Here is a 14,383-nt window from a genome sequence, read left to right as displayed (position 1 = left end):
TTTGTACACTTCAAGAAATATTCAAAGAAAAAAGGCATAGTAAGGAAATACTCAGGACGGATCTCACAACAAACAAAAAAGGAAGCCGTATCATCTTTTGATTAATGATACGGCTTCTTTTCTTTACCGTTAAAGTATAGTTAAACTTTAATTTCTACTTCAACACCGCTAGGTAATTCAAGTTTCATTAAAGCATCAACTGTTTTAGAGTTAGAGCTATAAATATCTAACAAACGTTTGTATGCGCATAATTGAAACTGCTCACGAGCTTTTTTGTTCACGTGTGGTGAACGTAAAACTGTGAAGATTTTCTTTTCTGTAGGCAACGGAATTGGTCCGCTAACCACTGCACCCGTAGGTTTAACAGTTTTTACGATTTTCTCAGCAGATTTATCTACTAAGTTGTAATCGTAAGATTTCAATTTAATTCTGATTCTTTGGCTCATGGTATTTATTTAATTAAGGCGCCGGTTAGAGCTATTAATAACCGGCAGCCAATTTATTTTTAATCTACAGATTTAATTCTGCCTTTCGATTTAGCAATTACTTCGTCCTGAACGTTTTTCGGAGCTGGCTCGTAGTGATCAAACTCCATTGTAGAGGTTGCACGACCAGAAGTAATGGTACGTAACTGAGTTACATAACCAAACATCTCAGAAAGAGGTACAGTTGCTTTAATTACTTGAGAACCATTACGTGTATCCATACCTAAAAGTTGACCACGACGACGGTTCATGTCACCGATTACATCTCCCATGTTTTCTTCAGGAGTAAGGATCTCGATTTTCATGATTGGCTCCATCAATACTGGATTACATTTAGGTAATGCCTCACGGTATGCCATTTTAGCTGCAAGTTCAAAAGATAAAGCATCTGAATCGACTGCGTGGAATGAACCATCAATTAAGCGAACTTTCATGTCTGGTAGTGGGTAACCAGCCAATACTCCATTAGCCATAGATGCTGCAAAGCCTTTTTCTACAGAAGGGATAAATTCACGAGGAATTGATCCACCAGTGATTTCGTTAACGAACTGCAATCCACCTTTTTCAAAATCAGCATCGATAGGAGAAATAACAACTTGGATATCCGCGAATTTACCACGACCACCAGATTGTTTTTTATAAGTCTCACGATGTTGAACTGATCCATGAATAGCTTCTTTGTAAGCTACTTGCGGCGCTCCTTGGTTAACTTCTACTTTAAATTCACGTCTTAAACGATCGATCAAAATATCTAAGTGAAGCTCACCCATACCTGAAATTACAGTCTGGCCAGTTTCCTGATCAGTTTGAACTCTAAAAGTAGGATCCTCTTCAGCTAATTTACCTAAACCAATACCCAATTTATCAACGTCAGCCTGAGTTTTAGGCTCAATTGCTAAACCGATAACTGGCTCAGGGAAGTCCATTGACTCAAGAATAATTGGGTTTTTCTCATCACAAAGTGTATCACCCGTTTTGATATCTTTAAATCCTACTACAGCAGCAATATCACCAGCACCTACATTAGGAATTGGGTTTTGCTTGTTAGCGTGCATTTGGAAGATACGAGAGATACGTTCTTTATTTTCAGAACGTGCATTATATACATATGAACCAGCATCTAAGTTACCTGAATAAACACGGATAAAGCACAAACGACCTACGAAAGGATCTGTTGCAATTTTAAATGCTAAAGCTGCAAAAGGCTCATTAACATCCGGTTGACGAGTTACCTCTAATCCAGTTTCTGGGTTAGTACCTGTGATACCATCCACATCCATTGGCGAAGGCAATAATTCCATTACCAAATCAAGCATGGTTTGAACACCTTTGTTTTTGAAAGATGAACCACAAACCATAGGAACGATTTTTGCATCTAAAGTAGCTTTACGTAATGCATCAAGAATTTCGCGCTCAGTGATTGAGTTAGGGTCTTCGAAGAATTTCTCCATCAACGACTCATCATAATCAGCAACAGCTTCTAATAAATTCTCTCTCCATTGAGCAACTTCTTCAACCATATCAGCAGGAATTGGAACCTCAGTAAAGGTCATTCCTTTATCATGCTCATTCCAAACAATACCACGGTTATTGATCAAATCAACAACACCAGTAAAGTTATCTTCAGCACCGATTGGTAATTGCAATGGTACAGCATGACTGCCCAACATATCTTTAACCTGCTTAACAACTTTTAAGAAGTCAGCTCCAGAACGGTCCATTTTATTAACGAAACCAATACGAGGAACTGCATAGTTGTTAGCTAAACGCCAGTTAGTTTCAGATTGAGGCTCAACACCATCAACAGCTGAAAATAAAAACACCAATCCGTCAAGTACACGTAATGAACGGTTTACCTCTACGGTAAAATCCACGTGTCCAGGAGTATCGATAACGTTTACCTGATATTTATTACCGCGGTAAGGCCAGAAAACAGTAGTAGCAGCAGACGTGATTGTTATCCCACGTTCAGCTTCCTGTACCATCCAGTCCATGGTAGATGCACCTTCGTGTACCTCACCAATCTTGTGGTTTACCCCAGCATAATAAAGGATACGCTCAGTAGTTGTGGTTTTACCCGCATCAATGTGAGCCGCGATCCCGATATTTCTAGTAAATTTTAAATCTCTTGACATTATAATAATTTCAAATATTAGAAACGGAAGTGAGAGAACGCTTTGTTAGCTTCAGCCATTTTATGCGTGTCTTCTTTTTTCTTAACTGCTGCACCTTCACCTTTAGCTGCTGAAACGATTTCACCTGCTAATTTTTCTTTCATGGTTTTTTCACCACGTTTACGTGCATAAGAGATTAACCATTTCATGCCTAAAGCAATCTTACGGTCTGGTCTTACTTCTGTAGGAACCTGGAAGTTAGCACCACCAACACGGCGTGATTTAACCTCTACAGCAGGCATTACATTAGCTAAAGCACGTTTCCATACTTCTAAACCGTTCTCACCAGCTTTTTTCTCAGCTAATTCAACAGCATCGTAAAAAATTGAATATGCGATAGATTTTTTCCCATCGTACATCATATTGTTTACAAAACGGGTCACCTGAACATCGTTAAATTTTGGATCAGGAAGGATAATTCTCTTTTTTGGTTTTGACTTTCTCATTTTTCTTTCCTCCTAATTATTTCTTTTTACCTTTTGTTGGTGCCGCTGCTACTTGTCCTGGCTTAGGACGTTTAGTACCATATTTTGAACGACGTTGGTTACGACCAGCAACTCCTGAAGTATCTAAAGCTCCACGGATGATGTGATAACGTACACCTGGTAAATCTTTAACACGTCCACCACGGATCAATACGATTGAGTGCTCCTGTAGGTTGTGACCTTCTCCAGGGATGTAAGCATTAACCTCTTTACCATTGGTTAAACGTACACGTGCAACTTTACGCATTGCTGAGTTTGGTTTTTTAGGGGTAGTGGTATATACACGTGTACATACACCTCTTCGCTGTGGACAGCTGTCCAACGCTGGAGACTTACTCTTGAACTCCAGTGCTACTCTACCTTTTCTAACTAATTGTTGAATGGTTGGCATTGTTCTTTTTTGTTTTTCTTATTTTATTATTTAAAAACTTTACCCCTCAATAAGGGACTGCAAAGGTAAGACAATACATTTTATAAATCAAGGGGTTAACACAAAATTATTACAGCTCTGCAATTAATCCTCATCTAAGCTACCTATTGGCAACCACGGCATTACAGATGTATTTCTTCATTTAAGATATCCAGACAAAGGCCAAAAGCTACATGGCATCTGGTTGTACCGCCAAAAAAAAAGCCCTAACTGGATGCGTGTTAACAAAGGATTAAGATGTAGGACTAAAATGCATAAAAAAGGTATTTTGTAGGACTACAAGTCCTAGCAGAGTCCTATGAAACTCCTTTCAAAGTCCTACAAAAGTCCTTTATGCTATAGGGTATTAATGGAATGTATTCAGAAACAATTTCTCAACTTTTTTCCTTGCCCAGTCAGTCTTACGTAAAAACTTAAGACTTGAGTTCATTGTAGGATTATTGTTAAAACAAGCGATCTTAACAAGAATTCCCAATTCTTCCCACCCATAATGCCATACAAGTTGTTTTAGAATAAACTCGAGTGTTTTTCCGTGCAACGGATTATTTTTCTGCTCATCAATGGCCATGCTACAAAAATAATAAGAATAACTAAATTTGAATACAAATAAAAATATATGAATTTCAAACTAGGAGACTTTGTTCGTTTTGTAGACGAGAACTTAGAAGGATATATCACCAGAATTATCGATAAAGATACTATTGGTGTTACTGATGCAAATGACTTCGAGATACCTGTTTTGGCATCTAAAGTAACATTAGTACACGGGGAAGTTCCTGACGATGATATTGTAACCAATCGTCCCATCGCGGTTATTCCGCAAGCTGAGTTTATTAAAGACGGTGTATTTCTTGCCATTGTAACCGATCAGCACAGTAATTCGGTAGCACACTTTCACATTGCTAACGAAACATCTTTTCAATTACTGGCTAGCCTAACTACAGAAAAGGGCGGAAATTTCAAAGGTGAGTTTGCGAACATCATCCCTCCCCATTCAACTAAAAAGATTTACTCAGACCAACTTGGAGATATACAGATTTGGCCAAAATTTAATATCGAAGTGCTATTTCACACAGCGGCTAATGTTGAACCAAAACCACCGATCATACTAAACAGAAGTATAAAAGGGAAGGATCTTTCGGTAGCAAAAGAAGACATCAGTTTACTTAAACAAAAAGGATGGTTAATTCGCCTTGATGAAGCGGAAACATTAATTGATGCTCAAAAATTAAAAGAAAGCTTTTTCAAAGGCCGTTAGGCAATTTTGTTTAATCGATGGTCATCCTGAGAGCCTAGCATTGGAAAGAATGCAAAAAAGTGGTAATGACAATTTTGTTTAATCGGTCGTCATCCTGAATTTATTTTGCTTCGCAGCTTCTTCGAGGTCAGGACCCCGCAAGAGAAAGGAAGCCTCGCTAGTGCGAGATACCGCTCTTCAGCGGCATGACGACCGCTATATACAACGAGCAGAATAACCTCTTTGTCATTGGTAATTCGTCATACCGGCGAAGGCCAGTATCAGGATCCCTCAAGAGAAAGTCAGCCTTGCTACTGCCAGATACTGAAATAAATTACCAATGACAAAGAGGTTATTCTGCTCGTTGTATATAGCGGTCGTCATGCCGCTGAAGAGCGGTATCTCGCATTTGCCAGAACTTACTTTCTCTTGCGGGATCCTGAAATGAATTCAGGAGGACGACCGAGTATACAAAATTGTCATTACCACTTTTTTGTATTCTTTCTAATGCTAGGCTCTCAGCATGACGAAGTAGCAAGGCCGACTTTACCTTATTTTTTCTTCCATTTATTGTTATCACTATTTATATCCGGCAATAAATTTTCAGGGTCTAATGTAACCGACACAACTTCCTCGGTGGTAGGATAAGGAACCGTCCAAGTGTTATTTCTCATCCAAACATCTACAGGAATCTTTATCTGATCAGTTTTTCCGCTTTTGGTTTTAATCTCCAAAATAATTGGCATTGGCATTTTTTCCAGATTGGCGACTACTATGTTATAGCCTCTAGCTTCTGCCCTGTCAGATTCCGTTACACTAACAATAGCCTGATCCATTTTCCAGTTTTCCAGGAACCAACCTTTCCAAAACCACGAAAGGTCCTCGCCAGCACCATTCTCCATTGAGCGGAAAAAGTCATCAGGCATAGGATGTTTAAAAGCCCAATGATCTATATATTGTCTGAAAGCATAATCAAAACGATCAGCTCCCAGCACCACATTTCTTAAAATATTTAAACCCTGAGCAGGTTTGTAGTATAAGTTTCCACCAATATTGCGTTCTTTCATCGCATCCGGGCTCAACATGATATACTCTACTTCTGGATTTTGCAGTTTTTCGGCAACCTTGTGCATATCTTCAGGAGCCTTTTTGTATTCGCCATTATTAAAGGCAGATGATGATATCCCATTAATGAAAGTATTAAATCCTTCATCCATCCAGCCGTACTTACGCTCATTGCTACCCACAATCATAGGAAACCAGGTGTGGCCAAATTCATGATCTATAACTCCCCATGCACTGCCTTTTTTAGCATTCCAACCACAAAAAACAATTCCAGGATATTCCATCCCTCCAACATTACTGGCTACATTTACCGCCATTGGATATGGATACTCAAACCATTTATTAGAATAATGTTCTATTGATGTTTTAACATATTCTACAGCTCTGCCGTAGCCATCACTCCCATTACTTTCAACAGGGTGTACCGAAACAGCCAACGACTTCTTACCACTTGGCAAATTAATACGCGCTGCATCTAAAACAAATGCTTTTGATGAACCCCATGCAACATCCCTGGCATTTTTGATTCTAAATTTCCAGGTGAGTTTATCTTTAGCTGGGCGAGATTTAGGATCCTTAACTTCAGACTCCGATCTTATTGTGATTGTTTTATCACTTGATTTTGCTTCATTCCATCTCTGTAGTTGCTCTGCTGTAAAAACATCTTGTGGATTTAACAACTCGCCAGACCCCATAACAATATGATTTGCAGGAGCTGTTACAGCGAAATCATAATCGCCATATTCGCAATAGAACTCCCCTGCTCCCCAGTAAGGCAAAGTATTCCACCCTAAAACATCATCATAAACACACATGCGAGGGAACCATTGAGCTATAGAGAATATCTCTCCATTTTTAGTGGTTAAATGCCCCATACGGTCAGACCCATTGATAGGAACAACAAAAGAAAAATTCATTTTAATGGTAACCACATCTCCACCAGCAGCCATCGGCTCATCCAATCTGATCTGCATGCGTGTATCTTCAATCAGGGAACTGAACTTTACCGGCTTCTGTTTTTGTGAAACAGATAATCCTTCTATTTTATATCCTCCGTTTAATTTTTCTCCCCTGGCCCCATATCTACTTCCTGCTGCAATTAATGACGCGCCTCTGGATTCTGGAGAAAACAAATTCTGATCTAACTGCAACCATAAATAAGGTAACTTATCCGGGCTATTATTTTTATAGGTAATGGTAACAGAACCTGTTATTGTATTATTTGCATCATCAAGATTTGCACTTATGGTATAATCTGCATGATTCTGCCAGTATTTTGGCCCTGGGTAACCACTTGCCGATCTATATTCATTCCCATTTTTTGTATAAAACAGCGGACTAAATGCAGCATGAGCGTCGTAATTACTAGAATTTGAATCTGTTTGCTGTGCAACTGTAGTCAAAGCAAATGCACACAACAATACCATTAGTATGGTTGACCTGTAAGACATATAAAAGTTTAAGTTAAAGATTTAGGATTAAAGATATAAAATCCCTTTAATCCACGGGTAATGTAACGGGTTTATTCGTTTTTCTTTAACTTAGGTACTTGGGGTGGTCTTCTTTGAGATGGAGGTAATTTTAACCATTTATGATAAGCCTGAACTGTATAGAACTTATAGTTAAAAGGTCTGGTTGCTTGTACAATACCAACAGTTGGGCGATACAAGGTCATGAAATCTTTTAACTCCTGTCCTTTTAATTTTACCAGATCAGACACATATGCTTCCGTAAAAACACTGTTTATTTCCGCCTCATATCTATCCTTTTCTTCTAACTCTTTCGCCTTAGCCTGTTGCTCTTTATACTTGCCATATCCCAAATTGAGCTTAATACCACCTGCTTTAGAAACATTAGGTTTACCTCTATAGTCATCAGCTTCAACTCGTTTAAATTCTTTGGCCTCTGGATCTGGGCTTAAAATTGTAGGATTTATTTTTGCACTCAAAATCTTTACTTCCTTCAAATTGGTTGAACTTGCCGGAAGGTATACGGTTTTTGGAGAGAGGTTTGTAACATATAATGTATCGTTATGATACCCATTTAATGAAAACTCTAACACATCCCCAACTTTAGCAGCAAGGGTAAACTTACCCGACGCTTTTGTTTTTGTACTTTCACTACTATTGAGATTTCGAACATTTACTTCCTGTAACGGCAAGGTTTTTATTTCAAAATCATAAACAGTTCCCAAGAGGGCATCTTGTGCCAATAATGTTACGGGAGCAAATAGAATCAGTATTAACAAAAGTTTTTTGAGCATATTCAAATATAACGCAGTTTAAAGTATGCGTTAGTTATTTAACAAATATTAACAGCAAAATGTTCGGACTTAATAAGGTATTTTTTTCCTAATTCTATTTTAAAATGTTTTGGTAATTTTCTTCGTTAAAACTAACTAGAACAGCTTTCCCATCTACCTCTACTATTGGACGTTTAATAGCACTGTTATGCATTAGCAAAACCTTAATGGCAGTTTCTTTGCTATTTACTTCCTGCTGTTCTTCAGCACTTAGTTTTTTCCAGGTGGTACCTTTTTTATTAAGCATAATTTCCCAACCAAAAGTATCACACCACTCATTTAATTTTTCGGCAGTAATGCCCTTCTTTTTAAAATCATGAAATTCTGATTTAAAACCATTTTCAACCAACCAAGTCATGGCTTTTTTAACTGTATTGCAATTTGGTATTCCGTATACGATCATACTAGCAAACTTAAAAAAAAGATTTCAAATCATAATTCATCACATTTTTTTAGGGTTTCATCACATTTTAAACTTTAAAAGAAAAAGCCTTTGTAGTATTGCTCCATCAAAATTAATCAACAATCATTAACCTCTTAATTTTACATAAATGAAAAACCTAAACGAATCAACAAAAATTGAGCTATGGACAGCAACAGCGCTCATTATATTTGTCTTTATATTTTCAGCTATCCAAGCCGTCAACATCCATAGCACTTTCCCACAGCCTATTCCATATGAACCTAACTTCTGGGTAAATATGCTGTTTAGGCATATCATTTCTGCCACTTGTTATTTTCTTCTTGCATTATTTGTTAAGCCTGAGCTACAAAAAAAGGACACCAACCCCTCGAATGCTATTTTCTTCGTTTATACGCTAATTCAGGTTTGTGCTTTTACAAACCTTATTGACCACTATCTGCTAATCTTACTGTCTGTAAAAATGATTGCAAACTATTTCAGCAGAGAACTTCAAAATAAAAAAAATTGGCTTCACAGCGACATCACCGTTTTATTTGCAATAACTATATTTCTGCAGGCTTGCTCACTGTTACTTAACAATCCAATAATTATCAGAGCTTCATTCTTCTTTATTTTACCAATTGCAATAGCAAATTATGCGATCCTTGTTTTCGCTGTAATTCCCAATTTGATTGATAAAAAATATCGCTTGCTAAAATTTTCAGGCTATTCATTTCTAACCACAATTCTTTCTTTTGGCATATTAGTGCTTTTATTTAGCATCTTCGATTCCATAGAAAACACCGATATTTTAGGCCCATTAATGGGAATCAATCCTGCTATCCAACTTTTCATAGTCCCAATCTTTGCCTGGAACGTCTATAAATCAAGAAACCGAAAAAACATTGAAGAAATCACATCCTTAAAAACTGAACTTGGTAAATCTGATGCCACACTTAACTTCCTCAAATCACAGATTAATCCTCATTTCTTATTCAATGCGCTAAATACACTTTATGGAACCGCATTACAAGAAAATGCCGAACGCACAGGAGAAGGCATCCAAAAATTGGGAGACATGATGCGTTTTATGCTTCAGGAAAATGTAGAGGATAAAATCTCACTATCACGGGATGTTGAGTATTTGAACAATTACATTGCTCTTCAAAAACTAAGAACTTCAACTTCTTCAGATATCACTATTGAAACTCAAATTGATGAACAGCTCAATGATTTTCAAATAACCCCCATGCTCCTAATCCCATTTGTTGAAAATGCTTTTAAACATGGCATCAGCCTCAAATATCCATCCCATATTAAGATCACGCTACAAACACACGAAAACAAGCTGTTTTTTGACGTTCACAATAGCACACATCCTAAACCAGACAATGACCCGGAAAAATTAAAAAGCGGGATTGGCTTACAAAATGTAAAACAACGTCTGGCACTTCTGTACCCTAATAGTCACGAATTGATCATCAGAGAAAATGCAAAGGAATTTTTTGTCCACTTAACACTTCAGTTGACCAATAATCACTAATTTAGGGCATGATTGCTATTGCAATAGATGACGAACCCATTGCCTTAGATGTAGTAAAAGTACACGCATCTAAAGTACCCTTTATTGAATTGAAAGCCACTTTCACAAATGCGTTTGAAGCCATCACTTACTTGCAGAAAAACAAAGTAGACTTAATTTTTCTTGACATCAAGATGCCTGACATCAGCGGCATTGATTTTCTAAACATCTTAACAAACCCTCCAATGGTAATTTTTACCACAGCATATTCTGAACATGCGGTTAAAGGTTTTGAATTAGATGCAGTTGACTATTTACTAAAACCATTTTCATTGCCCCGCTTTTTAAAAGGTTGTAACAAAGCCCAGGAAATTTATAACCTTAGAAATCATTTAGAAACTGAAGAACAGCCGGCAACAATTTTTATTAAGGATGGCTATGAGCAAATAAAAGTACATATTGAAGACATTCTATTTATAGAAGCTTCTGGAAACTATACACTTGTACACCTTACCAACAACCCTCTTCTGAGCACTAGAATACCAATTGGCGATATGTTATTACTATTACCTGCAGGTAAATTTATAAGAACCCACCGTGCTTTTATAGTCGCAAAAAATAAAATCACCAAATTTGATCGATCACAAATCTGGATCAATCAAGAGACCATTCCAATCGGAGTAACTTATTCTCAATGTTTAAGAGAATTACATTAAATTTATATTTAAATAGTTACCTAACTTGTCTTAACAAGCGCTATCATTGTATTTATTTTTAATTACTTCTATACTTATTAACTTATAATATGTTTAAATTATCTTTTAAACAACAGGTATTAACGGGATTCGCAGTGTCCTTGTTATTTGTTTTGGTATCTGCAATTACATCATATCTAAGCATTGATAAGCTAAGCAAAGATACAAGGTGGCAAAGCCATACCTACGACGTTATCAACTTGGCAAAAGATATTGAATTTCAGGTTTTAAATTCTGAAACAGGAATCCGCGGATTCGTTTTATCTGGAGATAGACAGCACCTCAATCCTTACAATGTTAATTCTTCAAAAATTTTACCAACAATAGCTGAATTAAAAAAATTAACAAGTGATAATCCCGAGCAACAAATCAGGATTGATTCTCTAAATCAGTATGCCCATACTAAGATTGATGAGATGAGAGAAGTGTTACGTATTTATGATTCTAAAGGAAAAGAAGCTGCCGCATTAAGAGTAATGACAGGTTTAGGCCAATTTTACAAGAATCAGATTTTAAAAACAGGGAATCAGATTATTCAGGTTGAAATTCAATTACTCGGAAAAAGAAAATCAGCAATTGTTGAAAGCAGTAAACAAAGTGAATGGGTAGTTTTAGCAAGTGCTATAATTATTTTTTGCTTAATCCTCTTTCTATTCTCTTACATCCGAAAAACTTTTGATCAACAAAAACTGACAGAAAAACAAATTAGAGATTCAAACCTTGAATTAGAAAGAATCTCGGCCGAAAACGAACAAAAAAACTGGCTGCTTTCTGGAGCAACAACTGTTAACGAGGCCATGAGGGGAGAGCAAGAAGTTGAGGAAATGTGTACTAAAATAGTAACATCAATATGTAACTACATAAATGCTCCTATGGGGTCGTTGTTTTTGGTGAACGGTACAAAAAAGACTATTAAATTTATTAGCGGTTATGCATTCGAAATCGCAAAAGGTTCAATAAAAGAATATCAATTTGGTGAAGGACTTGTTGGTCAAACTGCCTTTGAAAAGCAACCAAAACTCCTTAGCAATGTCCCAACTGATTACATTAAAATTCAATCAGGTTTAGGAAATACGCTACCTAGCTCCATATTCCTTCTTCCCATATTATTTGAAGACGAAACGCTTGCTGTAATAGAGTTAGGTCTAAACAAAGAACCGGACTCATCTGTACTATTATTTTTAAATACAATATCCGAGAGTATTGGGGTAGGGATAAATAGTGCAGTAGCCCGAGTTAAACTAAGAGCCTTATTTGAACAAACCCAGCAACAGGCAGAGGAACTGGAAAGCCAACAGGAAGAACTGCGTACAACAAACGAAGAGTTAGTATACAAATCAGAACAACTCCAAGCATCAGAAGAAGAGCTTAGGGTTCAACAAGAAGAACTACGCCAGACCAATGCTGAACTTGAGGAAAAAGCACAATTACTTGAGGAACGTAATATCCTTGTAAACCAGGCCCGTGAGGCGATGAGTTTAAAGGCGGAAGAGCTCGAAATTTCCAGTAAATATAAATCTGAATTTTTGGCTAATATGAGTCATGAATTAAGGACGCCATTAAATAGCATTCTAATTCTGGCAAGAATATTAAAAGAGAACAGACCAGAGAATTTAAATGAAGATCAAATTAAATATGCTGGTGTTATACACAATGCCGGCTCCGATCTTTTAACACTTATTAATGATATTCTCGACCTTTCTAAAATTGAGTCAGGCAAAATAGATCTTACAATTGAACCTGTTAAACCTGATTCCATTAAACAAGATATGGAATCATTGTTTGGTGAGCTTGCCAGAAGCAAAAAAATCACATTTAAAACTACCGTTGAACAAGGTTTACCAGCAGCAATACTCACAGACCTATCAAGAGTTGAGCAGATTGTAAAGAATCTATTATCAAATGCTTTTAAATTTACTCCTGAGCACGGCGAAATATCACTCAGTATAGAAAATACGTCAAGAAACACTCACTTTTATTCTGAGCAATTAAGAAATTCTAACAAGAATATAATAGCAATTGTTGTAAAAGACACAGGAATTGGAATTCCAGAAGATAAGCAGAAGCTAATCTTTGAGGCATTTCAACAAGCCGACGGATCTACAAGCAGAAAATATGGAGGTACCGGTCTTGGGTTATCAATAAGTAAAGAACTTTCTTACATACTTGGCGGTGAAATTCAGGTTCAAAGTGAACCTGGCTTAGGAAGTACATTTACATTATTTATTCCGGAAGAAAACCCAATAAATACTCCTCAGCAAATAATTAATCACTTAAGCGAAGAAGTTAAAGTTACTCCATCTGTTCCGGAACCAGCATTGCATCCAGTTAAAAATAGCACTACGCAAACCTTATTAATTGTTGAAGACGATGTTGTTTTTGCAGATGTGCTAAATGACTATGCAATTGAAAAAGGATTTAAACCACTTCTCGCCCATAGTGGAGATATAGGCCTCGAGATGGCCATTTCGCATTTACCAGATGCAATTGTACTTGACATTATGCTTCCAGTTATGGATGGCTGGACAATACTTAAAAAGCTAAAGGCAGACCCAAGAACTAAACACATCCCTGTGCATATGATGTCGGCGGGCAATGAAAAAGAAAGTAAAGCTAAAAAAGAAGGTGCAATAGGCTTCCTTAAAAAGCCTATTGAAAAGGATCGACTTGATGAGGCATTTGAGTTACTTAGCTCTGCTTATATAAAATATAATTTTAATACTGTATTGGTAATTGAAGATCAAGAACTACATAGCAAAGTTTTAACTCAGCAGCTTACAGAAAAAGGTGTAGATGTAAAACAAGCTTTTACCGGTAAAGAAGCTTTAGCATTTTTAGATAAATATACTTTTGATTGCATTATTTTGGATCTAAAACTTCCGGATATTTCAGGATTTGATTTATTGGATATGATTAAGGCAAAACCTGCCTTGGTTCATGTTCCTGTAATTATAAATACAGCAATGGAATTAAGCGACGAAAAAATGGCTCATATTATGAAATACACTGAGGCCATGGTTTTGAAGTCTAACAAATCAAATGACAGATTAATTGATGAAGTAAGTCTTTTCATGAACAAACTTAAGCAAGACGACAAGCTTACCGTTCAAACGCAAAGTAAAAGTAAAGGCGCAGCTACCATTGAAAAAGCATTAAAAGATAAAACCGTGCTAATAACGGATGATGATATGCGTAATATTTTTGCGCTATCCAGTGCATTGCAACTCTATGATATGAATATTGTAATTGCAAATAACGGACGAGAAGCACTTGAAAAATTAGCAGAAACTGAACAAATAGATCTTGTTCTTATGGATATTATGATGCCTGAAATGGATGGTTACGAAGCTATGAAAGCAATTAGAACAGAGAAACGATTTGCAAAACTTCCAATCATTGCCTTAACTGCAAAAGCTATGAAAAATGACAGAGAGAAATGTATCGAAGCCGGTGCAAATGATTATATTTCTAAACCGGTAGACATGGACAAACTGTTATCAATGTTAAGAGTTTGGCTAAGTTAAT

Annotated in this window: 12 protein-coding genes; 4 read left to right on the top strand and 8 right to left on the bottom strand. The window is 36.7% G+C overall.

Features of this window, described 5'->3' with window-relative positions; genetic code table 11:
- Nucleotides 1-140: 140 nt before the first annotated feature.
- The 5 genes from rpsJ to HQN83_RS09725 all read right to left on the bottom strand — a co-directional run bounded on the left by rpsJ (nt 141) and on the right by HQN83_RS09725 (nt 4,142).
- Nucleotides 141-446: a 30S ribosomal protein S10 gene (rpsJ, locus tag HQN83_RS09745; RefSeq protein WP_008244591.1), complete on the bottom strand. Its 306-nt coding sequence runs from the start codon at nt 444-446 to the stop codon at nt 141-143.
- Between the two features lie 59 nt (nt 447-505).
- Nucleotides 506-2,620, bottom strand: coding sequence for an elongation factor G (gene fusA, locus HQN83_RS09740; protein ID WP_173090133.1), 2,115 nt, complete (start codon nt 2,618-2,620; stop codon nt 506-508).
- 17 nt (nt 2,621-2,637) lie between these two features.
- The gene (gene rpsG / locus HQN83_RS09735) at nt 2,638-3,105 is read right to left on the bottom strand and encodes a 30S ribosomal protein S7 (protein ID WP_108205134.1); all 468 of its coding nucleotides are present in this window, start codon (nt 3,103-3,105) and stop codon (nt 2,638-2,640) included.
- 16 nt (nt 3,106-3,121) lie between these two features.
- On the bottom strand, nt 3,122-3,535 hold the full coding sequence (rpsL, locus tag HQN83_RS09730; RefSeq protein ID WP_008244597.1) for a 30S ribosomal protein S12: 414 nt from the start codon (nt 3,533-3,535) through the stop codon (nt 3,122-3,124).
- A 385-nt stretch (nt 3,536-3,920) separates the two neighbouring features.
- The gene (locus HQN83_RS09725) at nt 3,921-4,142 is read right to left on the bottom strand and encodes a VF530 family protein (protein WP_173090132.1); all 222 of its coding nucleotides are present in this window, start codon (nt 4,140-4,142) and stop codon (nt 3,921-3,923) included.
- A 48-nt stretch (nt 4,143-4,190) separates the two neighbouring features.
- On the opposite strand from HQN83_RS09725, the gene HQN83_RS09720 reads away from it, so the two are divergent.
- Nucleotides 4,191-4,832, top strand: a complete 642-nt coding sequence (locus tag HQN83_RS09720; RefSeq protein WP_173090131.1) for a hypothetical protein — start codon at nt 4,191-4,193, stop codon at nt 4,830-4,832.
- Between the two features lie 530 nt (nt 4,833-5,362).
- On the opposite strand, the gene HQN83_RS09715 is transcribed toward HQN83_RS09720, so the two are convergent.
- The 3 genes from HQN83_RS09715 to HQN83_RS09705 all read right to left on the bottom strand — a co-directional run bounded on the left by HQN83_RS09715 (nt 5,363) and on the right by HQN83_RS09705 (nt 8,581).
- On the bottom strand, nt 5,363-7,327 hold the full coding sequence (locus HQN83_RS09715; protein ID WP_173090130.1) for a M1 family metallopeptidase: 1,965 nt from the start codon (nt 7,325-7,327) through the stop codon (nt 5,363-5,365).
- A gap of 71 nt (nt 7,328-7,398) precedes the next feature.
- Nucleotides 7,399-8,139, bottom strand: coding sequence for a hypothetical protein (locus HQN83_RS09710; protein WP_173090129.1), 741 nt, complete (start codon nt 8,137-8,139; stop codon nt 7,399-7,401).
- Nucleotides 8,140-8,233: 94 nt separating this feature from the next.
- Entirely contained in the window at nt 8,234-8,581 is a 348-nt protein-coding gene (locus HQN83_RS09705; RefSeq protein WP_173090128.1) for a Spx/MgsR family RNA polymerase-binding regulatory protein, read from the bottom strand.
- 148 nt (nt 8,582-8,729) lie between these two features.
- Here HQN83_RS09705 and HQN83_RS09700 point away from each other — a divergent pair, with 148 nt between their 5' ends.
- From HQN83_RS09700 to HQN83_RS09690, 3 genes are all read left to right on the top strand, one after another.
- On the top strand, nt 8,730-10,124 hold the full coding sequence (locus tag HQN83_RS09700; protein WP_173090127.1) for a sensor histidine kinase: 1,395 nt from the start codon (nt 8,730-8,732) through the stop codon (nt 10,122-10,124).
- 8 nt (nt 10,125-10,132) lie between these two features.
- Nucleotides 10,133-10,819, top strand: coding sequence for a LytR/AlgR family response regulator transcription factor (locus HQN83_RS09695; RefSeq protein WP_173090126.1), 687 nt, complete (start codon nt 10,133-10,135; stop codon nt 10,817-10,819).
- 89 nt (nt 10,820-10,908) lie between these two features.
- A complete protein-coding gene (locus tag HQN83_RS09690; RefSeq protein ID WP_173090125.1) occupies nt 10,909-14,382 on the top strand; it encodes a hybrid sensor histidine kinase/response regulator in 3,474 nt (1,157 codons plus the stop codon).
- Nucleotide 14,383: the final 1 nt, after the last annotated feature.

Origin of the sequence: Pedobacter foliorum (genome assembly GCF_013266735.1) — a bacterium.
Classification (GTDB): domain Bacteria; phylum Bacteroidota; class Bacteroidia; order Sphingobacteriales; family Sphingobacteriaceae; genus Pedobacter; species Pedobacter foliorum.
Note: the sequence above shows the minus strand (reverse complement) of the source record. Positions and strands in the feature narration are given on the sequence as shown.

Coding starts and splice junctions, on each gene's coding strand:
- HQN83_RS09715 (WP_173090130.1), bottom strand. CDS start 7,327: ATGTCTTACAGGTCAACCATACTAATGGTATTGTTGTGTGCATTTGCT.
- rpsG (WP_108205134.1), bottom strand. CDS start 3,105: ATGAGAAAGTCAAAACCAAAAAAGAGAATTATCCTTCCTGATCCAAAA.
- HQN83_RS09720 (WP_173090131.1), top strand. CDS start 4,191: ATGAATTTCAAACTAGGAGACTTTGTTCGTTTTGTAGACGAGAACTTA.
- HQN83_RS09725 (WP_173090132.1), bottom strand. CDS start 4,142: ATGGCCATTGATGAGCAGAAAAATAATCCGTTGCACGGAAAAACACTC.
- rpsJ (WP_008244591.1), bottom strand. CDS start 446: ATGAGCCAAAGAATCAGAATTAAATTGAAATCTTACGATTACAACTTA.
- fusA (WP_173090133.1), bottom strand. CDS start 2,620: ATGTCAAGAGATTTAAAATTTACTAGAAATATCGGGATCGCGGCTCAC.
- HQN83_RS09705 (WP_173090128.1), bottom strand. CDS start 8,581: ATGATCGTATACGGAATACCAAATTGCAATACAGTTAAAAAAGCCATG.
- HQN83_RS09695 (WP_173090126.1), top strand. CDS start 10,133: ATGATTGCTATTGCAATAGATGACGAACCCATTGCCTTAGATGTAGTA.
- rpsL (WP_008244597.1), bottom strand. CDS start 3,535: ATGCCAACCATTCAACAATTAGTTAGAAAAGGTAGAGTAGCACTGGAG.
- HQN83_RS09710 (WP_173090129.1), bottom strand. CDS start 8,139: ATGCTCAAAAAACTTTTGTTAATACTGATTCTATTTGCTCCCGTAACA.
- HQN83_RS09690 (WP_173090125.1), top strand. CDS start 10,909: ATGTTTAAATTATCTTTTAAACAACAGGTATTAACGGGATTCGCAGTG.
- HQN83_RS09700 (WP_173090127.1), top strand. CDS start 8,730: ATGAAAAACCTAAACGAATCAACAAAAATTGAGCTATGGACAGCAACA.